Origin of the sequence: Mesorhizobium sp. B3-1-7, from assembly GCF_006439385.1 — a bacterium.
Taxonomy (GTDB): Bacteria; Pseudomonadota; Alphaproteobacteria; order Rhizobiales; family Rhizobiaceae; genus Mesorhizobium.
On sequence record NZ_VFTL01000010.1, the window covers coordinates 115,887 to 132,446 of the forward strand.

Annotated in this window: 19 protein-coding genes; 8 read left to right on the forward strand and 11 right to left on the reverse strand. The window is 63.8% G+C overall.

Translation table 11 applies throughout. From position 1 onward, the window contains the following. The first annotated feature begins 175 nt into the window (after positions 1–175). A complete protein-coding gene (locus FJ417_RS10975; RefSeq protein WP_140659162.1) occupies positions 176–865 on the forward strand; it encodes an HAD family phosphatase in 690 nt (229 codons plus the stop codon). A 1-nt stretch (position 866) separates the two neighbouring features. Here the strand turns inward: FJ417_RS10975 and FJ417_RS10980 are convergent, their stop codons facing one another. Next, complete coding sequence (locus tag FJ417_RS10980) at positions 867–1,613, reverse strand: hypothetical protein (protein WP_140783410.1); 747 nt, start codon at positions 1,611–1,613, stop codon at positions 867–869. Between the two features lie 128 nt (positions 1,614–1,741). Between FJ417_RS10980 and thrC the strand changes: the two genes are divergently transcribed. The 4 genes from thrC to FJ417_RS11000 all read left to right on the forward strand — a co-directional run bounded on the left by thrC (position 1,742) and on the right by FJ417_RS11000 (position 8,050). After that, entirely contained in the window at positions 1,742–3,139 is a 1,398-nt protein-coding gene (gene thrC / locus FJ417_RS10985; protein WP_140783452.1) for a threonine synthase, read from the forward strand. Positions 3,140–3,153: 14 nt separating this feature from the next. Then, on the forward strand, positions 3,154–4,446 hold the full coding sequence (locus FJ417_RS10990) for a pitrilysin family protein (RefSeq protein ID WP_140705350.1): 1,293 nt from the start codon (positions 3,154–3,156) through the stop codon (positions 4,444–4,446). Between the two features lie 116 nt (positions 4,447–4,562). Continuing rightward, on the forward strand, positions 4,563–5,159 hold the full coding sequence (locus FJ417_RS10995; RefSeq protein WP_140647297.1) for a GNAT family protein: 597 nt from the start codon (positions 4,563–4,565) through the stop codon (positions 5,157–5,159). 44 nt (positions 5,160–5,203) lie between these two features. After that, entirely contained in the window at positions 5,204–8,050 is a 2,847-nt protein-coding gene (locus tag FJ417_RS11000; protein WP_140705348.1) for an EAL domain-containing protein, read from the forward strand. Between the two features lie 187 nt (positions 8,051–8,237). Here the strand turns inward: FJ417_RS11000 and FJ417_RS11005 are convergent, their stop codons facing one another. Then, positions 8,238–8,846 carry a YqgE/AlgH family protein gene (locus tag FJ417_RS11005; protein WP_140647296.1) on the reverse strand — a complete coding sequence of 203 codons (609 nt, stop codon included), beginning with the start codon at positions 8,844–8,846 and terminating at the stop codon, positions 8,238–8,240. 126 nt (positions 8,847–8,972) lie between these two features. On the opposite strand from FJ417_RS11005, the gene FJ417_RS11010 reads away from it, so the two are divergent. From FJ417_RS11010 to FJ417_RS11020, 3 genes are all read left to right on the forward strand, one after another. Continuing rightward, on the forward strand, positions 8,973–9,779 hold the full coding sequence (locus FJ417_RS11010) for a protein-disulfide reductase DsbD domain-containing protein (protein WP_140647295.1): 807 nt from the start codon (positions 8,973–8,975) through the stop codon (positions 9,777–9,779). Positions 9,780–9,864: 85 nt separating this feature from the next. Continuing rightward, on the forward strand, positions 9,865–10,347 hold the full coding sequence (locus FJ417_RS11015) for a peroxiredoxin (RefSeq protein ID WP_140783411.1): 483 nt from the start codon (positions 9,865–9,867) through the stop codon (positions 10,345–10,347). 121 nt (positions 10,348–10,468) lie between these two features. Then, positions 10,469–10,945 carry a DUF2938 domain-containing protein gene (locus tag FJ417_RS11020; RefSeq protein ID WP_140783412.1) on the forward strand — a complete coding sequence of 159 codons (477 nt, stop codon included), beginning with the start codon at positions 10,469–10,471 and terminating at the stop codon, positions 10,943–10,945. A 4-nt stretch (positions 10,946–10,949) separates the two neighbouring features. Here the strand turns inward: FJ417_RS11020 and FJ417_RS11025 are convergent, their stop codons facing one another. The 9 genes from FJ417_RS11025 to FJ417_RS11065 form a co-directional block, all read right to left on the reverse strand. Next, on the reverse strand, positions 10,950–11,261 hold the full coding sequence (locus FJ417_RS11025; RefSeq protein WP_140647292.1) for a type II toxin-antitoxin system RelE/ParE family toxin: 312 nt from the start codon (positions 11,259–11,261) through the stop codon (positions 10,950–10,952). After that, positions 11,251–11,532, reverse strand: a complete 282-nt coding sequence (locus tag FJ417_RS11030; RefSeq protein WP_140647291.1) for a type II toxin-antitoxin system ParD family antitoxin — start codon at positions 11,530–11,532, stop codon at positions 11,251–11,253. The genes FJ417_RS11025 and FJ417_RS11030 overlap by 11 nt, the downstream gene beginning before the upstream one ends. A 92-nt stretch (positions 11,533–11,624) precedes the next feature. Then, positions 11,625–12,212: a histidine phosphatase family protein gene (locus FJ417_RS11035; RefSeq protein ID WP_140783413.1), complete on the reverse strand. Its 588-nt coding sequence runs from the start codon at positions 12,210–12,212 to the stop codon at positions 11,625–11,627. 41 nt (positions 12,213–12,253) lie between these two features. Next, entirely contained in the window at positions 12,254–12,799 is a 546-nt protein-coding gene (gene rnhA, locus FJ417_RS11040) for a ribonuclease HI (protein WP_140783414.1), read from the reverse strand. Then, positions 12,796–13,758 (reverse strand): homoserine kinase, encoded by a 963-nt coding sequence (locus FJ417_RS11045; RefSeq protein WP_140783415.1) that lies wholly within the window; start codon positions 13,756–13,758, stop codon positions 12,796–12,798. The genes rnhA and FJ417_RS11045 overlap by 4 nt, the downstream gene beginning before the upstream one ends. Before the next feature lie 6 nt (positions 13,759–13,764). After that, positions 13,765–14,769: a 4-hydroxy-3-methylbut-2-enyl diphosphate reductase gene (ispH, locus tag FJ417_RS11050; protein ID WP_140647287.1), complete on the reverse strand. Its 1,005-nt coding sequence runs from the start codon at positions 14,767–14,769 to the stop codon at positions 13,765–13,767. A 135-nt stretch (positions 14,770–14,904) separates the two neighbouring features. Next, positions 14,905–15,660 (reverse strand): SURF1 family protein, encoded by a 756-nt coding sequence (locus FJ417_RS11055; RefSeq protein ID WP_181183198.1) that lies wholly within the window; start codon positions 15,658–15,660, stop codon positions 14,905–14,907. Continuing rightward, positions 15,657–16,043, reverse strand: a complete 387-nt coding sequence (locus FJ417_RS11060) for a DUF983 domain-containing protein (protein WP_140647286.1) — start codon at positions 16,041–16,043, stop codon at positions 15,657–15,659. Before FJ417_RS11060 ends, FJ417_RS11055 begins: the two co-directional genes overlap by 4 nt. Positions 16,044–16,057: 14 nt before the next feature. After that, positions 16,058–16,495, reverse strand: a complete 438-nt coding sequence (locus FJ417_RS11065) for a L,D-transpeptidase family protein (RefSeq protein ID WP_226892262.1) — start codon at positions 16,493–16,495, stop codon at positions 16,058–16,060. Between the last annotated feature and the right edge of the window lie 65 nt (positions 16,496–16,560).

Genomic DNA, 16,560 nt, shown 5'->3' on the forward strand with positions numbered 1-16,560 from the left:
ATTCGGTGAAGGCTCGCCGCCCGGCTCACGCGGTTTGCGCAGGCCGGTCCATTGGTGTATGCCGCGCCGCCTAGATCAAAGAAATAGAGCATGATGCCCTCCGAAAACCGCTCCACACTTTTCGGCGTCATGCTCTAAGCCAATAGGCCTTTTCCCCAACATTTCCCGGATTGCCATGCCCCAGCCAGATCTTGTCATTTTCGATTGCGACGGGGTGCTCGTCGATTCCGAAATCATCGCCGCGCGGGTCGAGGCCGAGCTTCTGACGTCGGCCGGATTCGAGATTTCGGCCGAGGAGCTTGCCGAGACCTATGCCGGTCTCACCTTCAAGGACATCATGCTGCGGGTCGAGGAGAAGTCGCAGATTCCATTCCAGGCCTCGCTGATCGACCGCGCCGAGGAACTGGTCGACCGCAAGCTGCGCGCAGACGTGCGCATCATCGAGGGTGCCCGCGAGGCGGTAGCCGCAGTCACCGCGCCGCGCGCCGTCTGCTCCAATTCGCGCACCGAACGGGTCGAATTCATGCTGGAGAAGGTGCGGCTGCTGCCGTTCTTCGCCGGCCGCATCTTTTCGGGGCTGGACATTCCCAGCAAGAAGACCAAGCCGGCGCCTGACGTATTCCTCTACGCCGCCGAGCAACTCGGCGCCAACCCGAAGAACACTTTCGTCATCGAGGATTCCGTGCATGGCATCGCCGGCGCCAGGGCGGCCGGCATGCGCGTCATCGGCTTCACCGGCGCGGGACACAGCTATCCGGGCCATGCCGACGCGCTGACCGAGGCCGGCGCCGAGACGGTCATCCGGCGCTGGGCGGAACTGAACGGCACCATCGCCGCGCTGTCGGAGTGGTCCGAGGACGCCTAGGCTAGTTCGTGGCCGGAGCGCGCTTCTTCCTCTTGCCCTTGGACTTTTCGGCGGCCGTAGCCGGCGTGTTCTCGTCATAGCCGGCATAGGCCTGATAGTCGCGCGCGGAAGGCTCCGGCACCACGACATTGCTGTCGACGAAGACGAACTGGGTAGCGGCCGACGGGTCGGTGACCTGCACCTGGTACTGATGCAGCTGGGAATAAAGCACCTCGTCGCCCCGCTGAACCGCGATGCGGATCGGCATGGTGACGGTGCCGGGCGCGAAGACTGGCCCTGGCACGACCTTGCCGGCGACGGCGATCTTCATCGACATCTGGCCGTTGGCATGGGTGCAATCGCGTGTCACGTCGGTGATCGAGGCCTGGTAGATGACCTTCGACGGATCGTGATCGGGGTCGATCGGCTGGCCGTTTGGTCCGGTCTGGGCGGCCGTGGCGGCTGCCTCGGCCTCGGCTTGCGCCGCGGGATCAAGCTTCTTTTTCTTCGGCTTCGCCGCGGTGCCCTTGGCGTAGGTGTTGAAATAGGCGGTGCCGTCGCGCAGCGTCACTTTCGGGCAATAGGCGCGCAGCTGGCTGGCGAGGATCTTGGGATCCGGCGGCGGTGGCGGCGCGGTCGGATCCGTTTTCTTGCCGAAACCGAGGTCCAGGATGCCATTGTCGCTCGATTGGCAGCCGGCGGCGGCAAGCATAAAGCCGGCGAGCGCCAGACCCGCGACAAAACGACGGTTGACCGAATAAAACGCCATGAAACTGCACTTCCCTCTCACAAAGCCGGTGACGTATAGCAACCGCGCGGCAAAAATGCGACTGAGCCGGCTCGGAAAATTAACCAATTGCCGTGGATGACGCGACCGGCAACAATGGGCCTTTGAAGATGCAATATGTGAGTACCCGCGGGGATGCGCCCGCGCTTGGATTTTCCGACGCGGTGCTGGCCGGCCTGGCGCGCGACGGCGGGCTTTACGTGCCGCGCGAGTGGCCGCAATTTTCAGCCACCGACATCCGCGCCATGCGCGGGCTTGCCTATCCCGACCTTGCCATCCGCGTGCTGACGCCGTTCCTCGGCGGCGAGATCGCGGCGCCCGTCTTCGAGCGGCTGGTGCGCGAGGCTTATGCGACTTTCCGGCATGAGGCCGTCTGCCCGCTGGTGCAGACCGGGAAAAACACCTTCATCCTCGAGCTGTTCCACGGCCCGACGCTGGCCTTCAAGGACGTGGCGATGCAGTTGCTGGCGCGACTGATGGACCATGCGCTTGCCGAACGCGGCCAGCGCGCCACCATCGTCGGCGCGACCTCCGGCGACACCGGGGGTGCCGCGATCGACGCCTTCGCCGGCCGCGACCGCACCGACATCTTCATCCTTTTCCCGCACGGCAAGGTCTCGCCGGTGCAGCAGCGGCAGATGACGACGTCGAGCGCGGCAAACGTCCACGCGCTGTCGGTCGAAGGCAATTTCGACGATTGCCAGGGCCTGGTGAAGGACATGTTCAACGACCACGCCTTTCGCGACCGGGTGTCGCTGTCGGGCGTCAATTCGATCAACTGGGCCCGCATCATGGCCCAGATCGTCTATTATTTCTCGTCGGCCCTCTCGCTTGGCGCGCCGGATCGGCCGGTTTCCTTCACCGTGCCGACCGGCAATTTCGGCGATATTTTCGCCGGTTACGCCGCCAAGCGCATGGGCTTGCCGATCGAGCGGCTGATCATCGCCACCAACGACAACGACATCCTGGCGCGCGCATTGGCGAGCGGCGAATACCGCACCAAGGGCGTGTTCGCCACGACCTCGCCGTCGATGGACATCCAGGTGTCTTCGAATTTCGAGCGGCTGCTGTTCGAGGCGGCCGGTCGCAACGCCGAGACGGTCAGGCGCTACATGAACGGCCTGAAGCAGTCGGGCGCCTTCACCATCGAGGAAGGCCAACTCAAGCGCATCCGCGCCGAATTCGACGCCGGCCGCGCCAGCGTCGATGAGGTCGCCGCCACCATCCGCGCGACGCTGGAAGCGAGCAACTACCTGCTCGATCCGCACACGGCCGCCGCCGTTCATGTCGCGGCCGCCCACGCCTCCGGTCCGGTGCCCATGGTGGTGCTCGGCACCGCGCATCCGGCGAAATTCCCGGCAGCGGTCGAGGCAGCGAGCGGCGTCACCCCTGCCCTGCCCGCATGGCTAGGCGGCTTGATGACAGCCGACGAAAAATACACGATACTTCCATCCGACTTGAAAATGGTGGAAGATTATGTGAACCGCCACTCGCGGGCGGCGCGTTAGGGAGTACTTGCCATATGGGTGTTGAGGTAAGCCGTCTGTCGAACGGCCTGACAGTCGCCACCGAAACCCTTCCAAGCATCGAATCGGTTGCCCTCGGAGCCTGGGTCAAGTCAGGCGCCCGCAACGAGCGCGACGAAGAGCATGGCATGGCCCATCTGCTCGAGCACATGGCGTTCAAGGGCACAAAGCGCCGCAGCGCCTTCGAGATCGCCTCGGAAATCGAGAATGTCGGCGGCGAGATCAACGCCGCCACCAGCGTCGAGACGACGTCCTACTATGCAAGAGTGTTGTCCGGCGACGTGCCGCTGGCGGTCGATATCCTGGCCGACATCCTGCAGGAGTCCGAATTCGATCCGGAGGAGCTGGAGCGCGAGCAGCATGTGATCCTGCAGGAGATCGGCGCCGCGCACGACACGCCCGACGACATCGTCTTCGACCGCTTCACCGAAACGGCCTTCCGCCACCAGACCATCGGCCGCTCGATCCTGGGCACGCCGGAGACGGTCAAATCCTTCACTTCCAAGCAACTGCACGACTTCATCGAGCGGCAATATGACGCCGAGCGGATGGTCATCGTGGCCGCCGGCGACGTCAAGCACGACAATTTCGTGCGCGAGGTCGAGAAGCGGCTCGGCGGTTTCCGCGCCAAGGCGGCCGGCAACATCCCGCAATACGCGCAATATGTCGGCGGCGACTTCCGCGAGGATCGCGACCTGATGGATGCGCAGATCGTGCTCGGCTTCGAGGGCCGCGCCTATCATGTACGCGATTTCTACGCCTCGCAGGTGCTGTCGATGATCCTGGGCGGCGGCATGTCGTCGAGGCTGTTCCAGGAGGTGCGCGAAAAGCGCGGCCTCTGCTACTCGGTCTATGCCTTCCACTGGGGTTTTTCCGACACCGGCATCTTCGGCGTGCATGCCGCGACCGGCCAGAGCGACATCGCCAAGCTGGTGCCGGTGATCATCGGCGAGTTGCAGAAGGCCGGCGAAAGCATCCTGCAGGAAGAACTCGACCGGGCCCGGGCGCAATACCGCGCCGGGCTCATCATGTCGGCCGAAAGCCCGGCCAGCCGGGCCTCGCAGATCGCAAGGCAATTGCTGTTGTTCGGACGGCCGATCGCCAAGGAGGAATTGATGGAGCGGCTTTCGGCGCTGACCGTCGAGCGGCTGACCGACCTCTCCTCGCGGCTGTTCTCGACCAAGCCGACGCTTACCGCGGTCGGCCCCGTGGGCACGCTTGCGCCCTACGAGGCGATCCTCGAATCGCTTGCGGGCCCGCAGACGACGGCCCGCCGGCTCGCCGTCTGACCCCTAAGCAGGTTCCGCAAAAGTGTCCCATTTTGCGATCAGGGCCTGCGAAAAACCAGGGAATCTAAGCAGATATTCGTGGGGCATCCCACGAATATCCGCTTAGAACAAGCGCCGTGTTCGCGCTCCCTTTCTTTCGCCGTGACCTGCCGGCACTGAAGGGCGACAAGGTCACGCTGCGCGTGCCCTTGACCAACGACTACCGCGAATGGGCGGCGGTGCGCGGCGAAAGCCGCGCTTTCCTCGAACCTTGGGAGCCGCGCTGGCAGCCGGACGAGCTCGACCGCACCGCGTGGCGCCTGCGCATCAGCCGCTACCGCGAGGATTACGCGCAAGGCACGGCGATCGCCTTCTTCATCTTCGAGAAATCGAGCGGCAAGCTTGCCGGCGGCATCACGCTCGGCAACATCCGCCATGGCGTCGCCCAGAGCGGCCATATCGGCTACTGGATCGGCGAACGATTCGGCGGCCGCGGCCTGATGACCGATGCGGTCAAGCTCGTCTCGCGCTTCGCCTTCGATACGCTGCGGTTGCACCGGATCGAAGCTGCCTGTATTCCCGAAAACGCCCGGTCGATCCGCGTGCTTGAAAAAGCCGGATTCCGGCGCGAAGGACTTCTGCGATCCTATCTCAGGATCAACGGCATCTGGCAGGATCACTACCTCTACGCCCGGATCGCGGACGATCCGCCGGGCGATGGAACGAAGGGCTGACTGTGACGAATTTTCCGCGATTAGCGTCGCTGTTCGCCCTCATCATGACGGTCGTCGTCACGCTTTTTTCGGCCATGCCGGCTTTCGCCGTCGAGCCGATCAAGATCGCGCGCGACGACAAGGCGCTGGACCTGTCCGGCGCCGTCGAGATCTACCGGAACCAGGGTGAGAATTTCCAGGTCTCGACCGCGCCCGGCCCCGACGGCATCGTGCGGCGCATCGAGGTGGAGGCCAATGACGCGCGCTCGAGCGGCGACTGGGCCGTGTTCGCGCTCGCCAACACCACCGACCAGCAGCTCGACCGGCTGATCGTCGCGCCGCATTTCCGCTTGGTGAATTCCGGCATCTTCTGGCCCGACCTCGGCTCGACGCGCATCGCCGCGATCACGCCCAGCGAGGGTTTCGCGCTCGACCGCCAGACAAGCCCGGACGCCGACGTGTTCCGGGTGACGCTGAACCCCGGAACGGTGGTGACCTTCATCGCCGAGCTCGCCTCGCCGAAACTGCCGCAGGTCTATCTCTGGGAACCGGACTCCTACAAGGACTCGGTCAATTCCTACACGCTGTTCCGCGGCATCGTCATCGGCATTTCGGGGCTTCTTGCGCTGTTCCTGACGATCCTGTTCGTGGTCAAGGGAACCTCGATGTTCCCGGCGACCGCGGCGCTCGCCTGGGCGGTGCTGGCCTATATCTGCGTCGACTTCGGCTTCCTCAACAAGATCATCGAGATATCGCCCGGCAACGAGCAGATATGGCGGGCCGGCACGGAGGTGGCGCTGGCCGCAACCTTCGTGGTGTTCCTGTTCGCCTATCTCAACCTCAACCGCTGGCACGGCCATTTCAGCTATGGCGCGCTGGTCTGGATCTTCGGACTGCTGTTAATCGCGGGCGTGGCCATAGTCGATCCGGCGGTCGCCGCCGGCATTGCCCGCATCTCGTTCGCCGCCACCGCGCTCACGGGTCTCGGCCTCATCATCTTCCTCGGCATTCGCGGCTATGACCGCGCGATCATGCTGGTGCCGAGCTGGGTGATGGTGCTCCTATGGCTATGCGGGTCGTGGATGGCGATCACCGGCATGCTGGACAACGACATCGCCCAGCCGGCGCTGGGCGGCGGGCTGATCCTGATCATCCTCTTGATCGGCTTCACCGTCATGCAGCACGCCTTTGCCGGCGGCGCGCTGCACCAGGGCCTGTTCTCCGACCTCGAGCGGCAGGCGCTCGCCGTCGCCGGCTCGGGCGACATCGTCTGGGACTGGGATGTGCTGCGCGACCGGGTGGTGACCAAGCCGGACATCAGCCTGCAGCTCGGCCTTGCGCCCAACAGCCTTGGGGGTGCGGCGCGCAACTGGCTGCCGGTGCTGCATGCCGACGACCGCGACACGTTCCGCACCACGCTCGACGTGGTGCTGGAGCATCGCCGCGGCAAGGTGGCGCAGAACTTCCGCCTGCGCGGCGCCGACGGCCACTACCACTGGTTCTCGCTGCGCGCCCGACCGGTTATCGGCTCCGACGGCGAGGTGATCCGCTGCGTCGGCACCATGGTCGACGTCACCGAACAGAAGAAATCCGAGGAAAGGCTGTTGCACGATGCCGTGCACGACAACCTGACCGGCCTACCGAACCGCGAACTGTTCATGAACCGGCTGGAGGCGATCATCTCGATCGCCCGCACCGAGGAGAAGGTGCGCCCCACGGTCTTCATCATCGACATCGACCGCTTTAAGCAAGTCAATGACGGTCTCGGAATTTCGGCCGGCGACACCATTCTGCTCACCGTCGCGCGCCGGCTGCACCGGCTCTTGAAGCCGAAGGATTCGCTGTCGCGCTTTGCCGGCGACCAGTTCGCGCTGATGCTGCTTTCGGAGCAGGACCCTGCCCGCATCGCGGCAATCGCCGACGCCATCAAACACGCAATCAACAACCCGATCACCTTCGCCAAGCGCGAGATCGTGCTGACCGCCTCGATCGGCCTGATCACCTGGACGACGGCGCAGACCTCGGCCGAGGACATGGTCAAGGACGCCGAGCTTGCCATGCACCAGGCCAAGCGCTTCGGCGGCGACAGGATCGAACCGTTCCGGCCCGCCTTCCGCACCGTCGGGACCGACCGGCTGCAATTCGAATCCGACCTTCGCCGCGCCATCGAGCGGCGCGAGTTCACGCTTGCCTACCAGCCGATCGTGCGGCTGGAGGACGGCAGCGTCGCCGGCTTCGAGGCGCTGCTTCGGTGGGACCACCCGCGCCGCGGCATGATCCCGCCGGGGGACTTCATCCCGGTGGCCGAGAATTGCGGGCTGATCGTGCAGCTCGGCCTGTTCGCCATGCAGCAGGCGGCCGAAGACCTGGCCTCCTGGCAGAAGCAGATCGGCGACGCGCCGCTCTCGGTCTCGGTCAATTTGTCGAGCCGCCAGCTCATCCGCCGCGACCTCGTCAGCGACGTCCGCTCCGTCATCGCGCGTGCCAATCTGAAGCCGCGCTGCTTCCGGCTGGAACTCACCGAATCGCTGGTGATGGACAATCCCGAGCAGACGGCGCATGTGCTGAGCAAGCTGAAGCAGCTCGGCATCGGGCTGTCGCTCGACGATTTCGGCACCGGCTATTCCTCGCTTTCCTATCTGACGCGCTTCCCCTTCGACACGATCAAGATCGACAAGAGCTTCGTCGACGACGCCACGCCGAAGCGCGCGGTGCTGCTCAAATCCATGGTCAACATGGCGCATGAGCTCGGGCTTTCGGTCGTGGCGGAAGGCATTTCGGACGAAAGCGACGCGCTGGAGCTGCGCCAAATGGGCTGCGAATATGTCCAGAGCTTCATGTTCGGCGCGCCGATGCCCGGCGACCAGGTGCTGAAGACGCTGAAGGAGCAGTATCCGCTGACGCAGGCTTAAAGCGCGTCGCGCTGAAGCGGATTCAGGCGACGCGCTTTAAGCCCTTTGTTTTCATGCATGTCGTTATCGCAAAACCGCCACACACTTTTGCGCGACATGCATTAGAGGCCCATCGCTTCGTCATCCTCGGGCTTGACCCGAGAATGGCGAAGTCGCGAGCGTTCCTGCCAACCGCGAGCGTTGGGCTTCAGGCGTGTCCCGCGGCGGCGCTGAGATGGGCAAGGTCGATACCGATCGAGGCAAGGATACGGCCGTATTTGCGCTCGATGTCGGTGTCGAAGAGAAGCTCGGGCGTCGCCGGACAGGTGAGCCAGCCGTTCTCGGCGATCTCCGTTTCGAGCTGGCCGGCGCCCCAGCCGGAATAGCCGAGCGCCATCAGCGCATGGCGCGGGCCACGGCCGGTCGAGATGGCGCGCAGGATGTCGACGGTTGCCGTCAGGCAGACGTCGTCGGAGACGTTGAGCGAGGATTCCACGCGATAGTCGCCCGAATGCAGCACGAAGCCGCGGCTGCGGTCGACGGGCCCGCCGTTGCGCACGACGAAATCGCGCGTATGCGCCGGCAGGCGGATCGCTTCCTGCTCGTTCATGATGCCGAGCTGCACAAGCAGGTCCGGAAACAGCATCTGCTGCGTCTGGTTGATGATCAGGCCCATCGCGCCCTCGTCGCTGTGGGCGCAGATGTAGATGACGGAGCGCGCGAAACGGTCGTCCTTCATGCCAGGCATGGCAATCAGGAACTGGTCGTCGAGAAAACCGCGTCCGGCGGTCGACTTCTTGTGGCGCAGCAAGTCCATGGCTTGAGCGTAACGCGTTTCGGCTGCGCCGAAAAGATGGTGCCAGTCCCCGATGTAACGCAAATATGATACCGGGAGAGCGATGAAGTCATTGCGCGGCCAAGAACGGACGGTCAAATCACCGCCATGCGATACATGAAAATACTGGTTCTCGGCGTCGTTTTCGGGTGGGCTGCAAGCCTCCCGGCAGAGGCCTCCTCCTCAATCTGGTACAACAGTGAAGGCGGCAAGGTTCGGCTGGTGACCACCGGCAAGCCCGACGAGGCCGGCAAGATCCACGGGGTGCTCGACATCGCGCTGAAGCCCGGCTGGAAGACTTATTGGCGCGATCCGGGCGACGCCGGCGTGCCGCCGCAGCTCGACATATCCGGCAGCACCAACATCTCAGACGCCCAATTGTCGTTCCCGCCGCCGCAGCGGCATGACGACGGCTACGGCAAATGGGCCGGGTACGACCGTCCGGTGTCGCTGCCGGTGACCTTCACGCTGTCTTCGCCCGACCAGCCGGCGACCATCGACGCCCATGTCTTCCTGGGCATCTGCGAGACGATCTGCATTCCGGTGCAGACCCGGCTCAGCGTCGATCCTGGGGCCGATCCCGACAACGCCACCGACGCCGCATTGGTGAAAACCGCGCTCGCGACGTTGCCCTCTCCGGCCCGGTCCGATTTCGGCGTCAGCGTGCTGCCCGGCGACCACGAAACCCTTGTCGTCCAGGCGCAGTCGCCAGGCAATCCGGAATCCGTCGACTTCTTCATCGCCGGCGAGCGGGACTACATGTTCGGCGCGCCGGTGCGCAGCGAGAAGGACGGCAAGCTCGTCTTCACCGTGCCGATCCTCGACCGGCCGTCGGCGACGCCGACCGATGGTGGGCTCTATTACACGCTGACCAGTGCCGAGGGTTCGGTGGACGGGCTGCTGCCTTTCCCTTGATCCAGCATTTGGTCAGCGGTTGCGGGAAATCGTCCGGTCCGATATCGAAGGCATCGATCCTTCCCATCCCCCAAGCGAGGCTCCCATGACCATTGCGGTTGGCGAAAAACTGCCCGACGTGACCTTCAAGACGATGACCGCTGATGGCGCGAAGGATATAAAGGGCAAAGAGATCTTCGCCGGCAAGAAGGTCGTGCTGTTCGGCGTCCCCGGCGCTTTCACGCCGACCTGCAGCAACAACCATTTGCCGGGCTATCTGGAAAACCATGACGCCATTCTTGCGCGCGGCGTCGACACGATCGCCGTCGTCTCGGTCAACGACGTGCATGTCATGGGCGCCTGGGCGCGTTTCACCGGCGGCGAAGGCAAGATCCTCTACCTCGCCGACGGCAGCGGCGATTTCGCCAAATCGGTCGGACTCGACAACGACCTTTCCGCAGCCGGCATGGGTCTGCGTTCGAAGCGCTTTTCGATGATCGTCGACGACGGCAAGGTCGTCGCGATCAACGTCGAAACCAAGCCGGGCGTCGACGAGAGCGGCGCGGCAAAAATCCTCGAGCAGCTCTAGATCAGGATGACGTTTCGTTGACCCGACATCCTGATCTCACTCTTTGTTGGAGCATGATCTTGTCCGAAAACCGGTTCTCACTTTTTGCGTGCGCTGACCTCCGGTTCGGGATCATGCTCTGATGCTCGACACAATCTGGCGCGCGGTGGCGATCGGCATCGGCGCCACGGTATTCATGGATATCTGGGCGATCGTCCTCAACAAGGCGATCGGCCAGCCTTTGCCCAATTGGGGCATGGTCGGGCGCTGGGTTCGGCATCTGCCCGGAAAGGTCTTCCACGACGACATCGGCAAGGCCGCGCCCTATGCGCATGAAAAGGCGCTGGGTTGGGTTTTTCACTACCTGGTCGGCATCCTTTACGGCGTAATCCTTGTGATGCTTGCCGGCGCAAGCTGGCTGGCGGTGCCGACCTTCCTGCCGGCCTTCATCCTCGGCATCGTCACCGTCGGGGCCGGCTGGTTCCTGCTGGCGCCCGGCATGGGCGCCGGCTGGGCGGCATCCAAGCTCCCCAATCCGACGAAGGTGCGCGCGCTCAACCTCGTGGCGCACACGGTGTTCGCGCTCGGCATGTTCTCGACGGCGCTGCTGATAAGGTGATTGGTCAGAAGAGACGGTTCAAATCCCTGCGACCGTCGACAACGCGTACGATCTCCACCAAATCGACCGGACCGCTGTCCGTATCTGGGACCGTTTCGTAAAGGAGCAAAAACGGAGCCGCGACAAGCATTCGCGCCGAAGGGCGAATGTCGGGGCGTCTGACGCCCATGCGTGGCTGATCCACGAGTTGTGCAACTCGATCCTCGATCCATTCGTAGTAGTGGTCCGCTGCCTTTAAGTTCTCGGCGCCTATAGTGGTATAGATATCGATCAGGTCGGCTTTTGCCGTTGGCGACCAGACTATCCTAACGACCATTTGGTGAAGCGTCCTTCAGCTTCTGCCGCGCTTCCCTTCGTAAGGTATCGAAGTCCAAAGTCTCCGGTTTTCCGCTTGCCTTCCCTTCGTCCCACAAGCGCTGAAGCCGCCGCACATCCTCTTTCCGAAGTTCGCGCTTGGCCAACCAGTCCCGCATCGCTTCGCGCACGATTTCGCTGGCTGTCGCGTATTCGCCAGCTTCCACAGCTTCGCGCATGACGGCCGCCTGTTGCGTCGTGACGGCTACGCTTAACTTTTCCACGTTTGGCATGGGGTGCTATCCTTGCTCTATGGTAGTAAATAATACTCCCTTTTCGGAGATGCAATCAATGGTGCTGCTGCTTCTCTGAGTTCAGCCGACAATCAGAGGCTCCGCGCTGCTGGCCAGTCGATCGGCAGCCAACCATGGATCAAGCGGCGTGAGCCGATATCCCAGGCGAAGTAGTTGCCGCCGCCCGCCGGCTGATCCGCCTTGCGGCTGATTTCCCGTCCATCGAGATGGAGGAGCAACAGCGTTCCGACGCCGCCATGGCCGACGAAGGCGATGTCGGCTTCACTGGCCGCATGCGCGGCTTCGACCTCACCCACGATGCGGCTCTGCGCATCGATAGCCCGTTCCCAGCCTCGGATGCTCTCGTGCGGCCTGGCGAAGAACTGATCGGCGACCGCTTCGAATTCCGGCGGCGGCAGGAAGCCGGTTGCCGACCGGTCGTTCTCGTGCGTCCGCTCGCGCACCTCGACCGCAAGATGAAGACGTCCCGCCAGGATTTCCGCGGTTTCGATCGCCTTGCGTTCGGCGGACGACACGATGCGGCCGATCGAGCCGACCCAGGGCTGGTCGAGCATGGCGACCGCCCTCGCCCGGCCGACGTCGGACAATCCCCATTCAGGCACCGGAACGTCGGCGTCGATGCGCACCTGCGGGTGTGTGATGTAATAGGCTATCGGCACGACGTGCTTCTCCGGTCAGAGTGCAAGCTAGCCCGCCGAAATCAATAGCTCTGGGTGGAGCGACGTGCCCTTGGGGTTGCCGTCTGCCTTGCCGGTGTGGCCGGCTTCGGCGTCGCTGCCGGCTTCGGCGTTGCAGACACTGCCGAGCCCTTCTTGAACGGCGCCATGCCTTCGCGCGCGAGTTCGTCGGCGCGTTCGTTTTCGGGATGGCCGGCATGGCCCCTGACCCAGTTCCAGGTCACGTTGTGGCGGCGGTTGGCTGCGTCGAGCGCTTGCCATAGCTCGCCGTTCTTCACCGGCTTCTTGTCGGCGGTCCTCCAGCCGTTTTTCTTCCAGCCATGGATCCATTTGGAAATACCGTCCATGACGTATTTGCTGTCGGTGTAGAGATCGACTGTGCAAGGCTCCTTCAGCGCATCGAGCGCGGTGATGGCGGCAAGCAGCTCCATGCGGTTGTTGGTGGTCTCGGCTTCGCCGCCCGACAATTCCCTGGTAACGCCATTGAAGCGCAGGATCGCGCCCCAGCCGCCCGGCCCCGGGTTGCCGGAGCAGGCACCGTCGGTGAAGATTTCAACGTGCTTGCTCATGTCAGTCCGTATTCGGAAGGAGATCGGATCGCGCGGTGAAAGCGCATGCGGCGGATATATTCGGTCGGATCGCGCTTCATCACCAGCCCGCCATCCGGAATGGTCAGCCAGTCATAGAGACGGGTCAGCATGAAGCGCAGCGCCGAGCCGCGCGCCAGCATCGGCAGCGCCGCCTTCTCGTCACCCTGGAGCGGCCGCACCGACTGGTAGCCGGCCAGCAGCGCCGTCCCCTTGGTCAGGTTGAAGGAAAAATCCTTCTCGAAGCACCAGGCGTTGAGGCAGGTGGCGACATCATAGGCGTAGAGGTCGTCGCAGGCGAAATAGAAGTCGATCAGCCCGGACAGCTTCTCGCCGAGAAAGAAGACATTGTCCGGGAACAGATCGGCGTGGATGATGCCCCGCGGCAGGCCGGTCGGCCAGTTGCGCTCGAAATCGCCAAAGTCGGCATCGACCTCGGCCGCCAGGCCCGGCTCGACCTCGTCGGCGCGCTCGCGCGAGGCCGCCCAGAGCTTGCGCCAGCCGTCGATCGCCAGCGCGTTCGGCCGTCTCATCTGAAAATCCTGGCCGGCAAGATGGAGGCTAGCGAGCGCCTTGCCGACTTCCGCGCAATGCGCGGCCGTCGGCCGCCGCAACGACAGGCCTTCGAGGAAGGTGATGATGACGGCGGGCCGGCCGGCGAGCGTGCCGATGACGGTGCCGTTATCGGCGGTGACCGGCAGCGGGCAGGAAATGCCCTTCCTGGCGAGATGGCCCATCAGGCCGAGAAAGAACGGCAGGTCGGCCTTGTCGACGCGCTTTTCGTAGAGCGTCAGGATGTAGGAGCCGGTCGAGGCGTGGACCAGGAAATTGGAATTCTCGGTGCCTTCGGCGATGCCCTTGTAGGAGAGCAATTCGCCTACCGGATAGGCTTTGAGGAACGCGCTGAGTTCGTTCTCGTTGACGTCGGTGTAGACGGCCATCCGGTTTCACGCCGCTCCATTGACGAAGGCCATGTCGGCCGCCGTCAGTTCGACATCGCGCAAAACCCGCATCACCGGAAAATCCTCCGTTTCCGTGGCCGTGATGGCCAGATCGATGGTGACGTCGAAACGCTGGCGGAACGCGTCGATGATCTCATCGACGATGATCTCCGGCGCCGATGCGCCGGCCGACAGGCCGAGCGTCCCGATCCCCGCGATCTCATCCCACGGAATTTCAGCGGCGCGCTGCACGAGAAGCGACATCGTGGCACCCGCGCGCTCCGCCACTTCGACAAGGCGACGCGAGTTGGACGAATTGGGAGCACCGACGATAAGGAAAAGATCAGCGCCCGCCGCCGTCTCCTTCACCGCTTCCTGGCGGTTGGTGGTGGCGTAGCAGATCGATTCGGCCGCGGCCGCGTGCAATTCGGGAAACCGCTCCTGGAGCGCCCGGATGATGCCGGCGGTGTCCTCGACCGACAAGGTCGTCTGGGTGACGAAGCCAAGGGCCGAAGCGTCGACCGGCACGAAGCGCGCCGCATCGGCCTCGGTCTCGATCAGCGTCACGGCGCCTTGCGGCAACTGGCCCATCGTGCCGATCACCTCGGGGTGCCCGGCGTGGCCGATCAAAAGCACATGGCGACCGAGCCGCTGGTGGCGCATCGCCTGCTTGTGCACCTTGGAGACGAGCGGGCACGTGGCATCGAGGTAGAAAAGGTTGCGCGCCTCGGCATCCGCCGGCACCGACTTCGGCACGCCATGCGCGGAAAAGACCACCGGCGACTGGCGATGCTCCGGCGGAATCTCGGACAGTTCCTCGATGAAGACCGCGCCCAGGCTCTGCAGCCCTTCGACGACGTAACGATTGTGCACGATCTCGTGGCGGACATAGACCGGCGCGCCGTATTTCTTCAGCGCCAGCACGACGATCTGGATGGCACGGTCGACGCCGGCGCAAAAGCCGCGTGGCTGGCAGAGCCTGATCGTCAGCGGTGGCTTTTTCTCAGTCATTAAAACGGGCCGGTTCGGTCGGAATCGATCTCTTTGTTTTGACGCAATTCCGGACGGAAAGCCGCTCACACCTTTCCCGGAATTGCTCAAGGCGAAATGAGGTGCACACCCCCGCCCTGTCAAGAGCAGGAGGCTTCATGCTTCATTCGCTGGGCGGCGAAGCCTGAGGACAAGCACCGCCGCAAGGGCGGCGGCCAAGCCATACCAGGTGACCGCATATTGCAGGTGGTTGTTCGGCAGGTCGATGATGGTGACGCCTCCGACCGGCAGGCCGCCAGGGTTCGGCGTCTTGTCGGCATCGATGAAGAACGGCACCAGCACGAAGCCGGCGGGCAGGCCGGCGGTCGCCGCCATGACGTCGCGGTCCTTCCAGTAGAAGATGTTCTTGGCGACGTCATTGTCGGGAAGCATCATCGACGGTTTTCCAGGCAGCGGATTGCGGGCAAGCCCGGTCAGGGTCACCTTGCCGGCAATTTCGCCCTGTCGGCGCTTGGCCGGATCCTTGAGGTCGTAGGGAACGAAGCCGCGGTTGACGAGCACGAAGCGGCCATCCTCGAGCTGCAGGGGCGTGTAGACGTTGAAGCCGCTGTCGCCTTGCCAGGTGGAAAAGAAGTGCCGCTCGCGCTGGTGCAGGAAAGTGCCGGTCACCGTCACCGGCGTGTAATCGACATCATGGGAAGTGGCGAATTCCTTCTCGACGTCCGCTAGAGCCAACGGCGCGGAATGCGTGCGCTTATCGATGGTTGCGAGCAGGCCTTCCTTCCAATGCAGGCGCTGAACCTGCCAGGTGCCGAGCCCGATCAGGACGGCGAACAGGACAAGGCCGAGGCCGAGCAGCAACGCCGTACGCGGCCGTGAACGGCCGGCAACCAAACTGGTCGTCCCGCTCATTCGTTGGAATCCAGCCTGCCCTCGGAGGCCCTCTTCGAATACTGCAAGGTGATCAGCACGCCCTTGATCAGGCGCAGCGCCGTCAGGCACAGCACCAGCGCCAGCGGTATCCACAACATGAAGTGCAGCCAGAGCGGCGGACTGAACGTCACCTCCATCCACAATGCGAGGCCGACGACGACGAAGCCGATGATCAGGATGACGAACACCGCCGGTCCGTCGCCGGCATCGGCGAAGGAATAGTCGAGCCCGCAATTGTAGCAGCGCTTGCCGACGGTGAGGAAACTCGAGAACAGCTTGCCTTCGCCGCAGCGCGGGCAGCGGCCATGCAGGCCGGCCGAGATCGGATCTATGGGTGGCCAGATCGCCTTGTCTTCACTCATTTAGAGAGCTTCGCTCATTTCATGATCTCGATCGGTGTGCCGTCGGCCACCCTTGTCCAGATTTCATCCATATCGGGGTTCGTAACCGCAATACAGCCGTCGGTCCAGTCGACCATTTGAAGCAGCCTGCCCAGCCAACCGAAACCGTTCGGCTGGCCGTGGATCATGATGAGGCCGCCTGGATCGACGCCCAGCGCTTTCGCCGCCACCTTATCGTCGGCATTTGGATAGGAGATATGGATCGACCTGTGCGCGACGCTGTTGGGATTGCGCCAGTCGAGCACATAGCGCCCCTCCGGCGTTCGCCCGTCACCCTCGCGGTGCTTGTGGCCGACCGGATCGCCGCCGAGCGCGATGCTGTAGCGGCGCAGGATTTGGCCGCCGCCGATCAGTTGCAACTGCCGTTGCGATTTCTCGACACGCACCAGATCGACCGTCTGTCCGGGCCACATACCCCTGTCGAGCAGTGAGCCTGTGGTGATCAGATACGCGCAGATGGCCAAGGGAATTTTCGCCC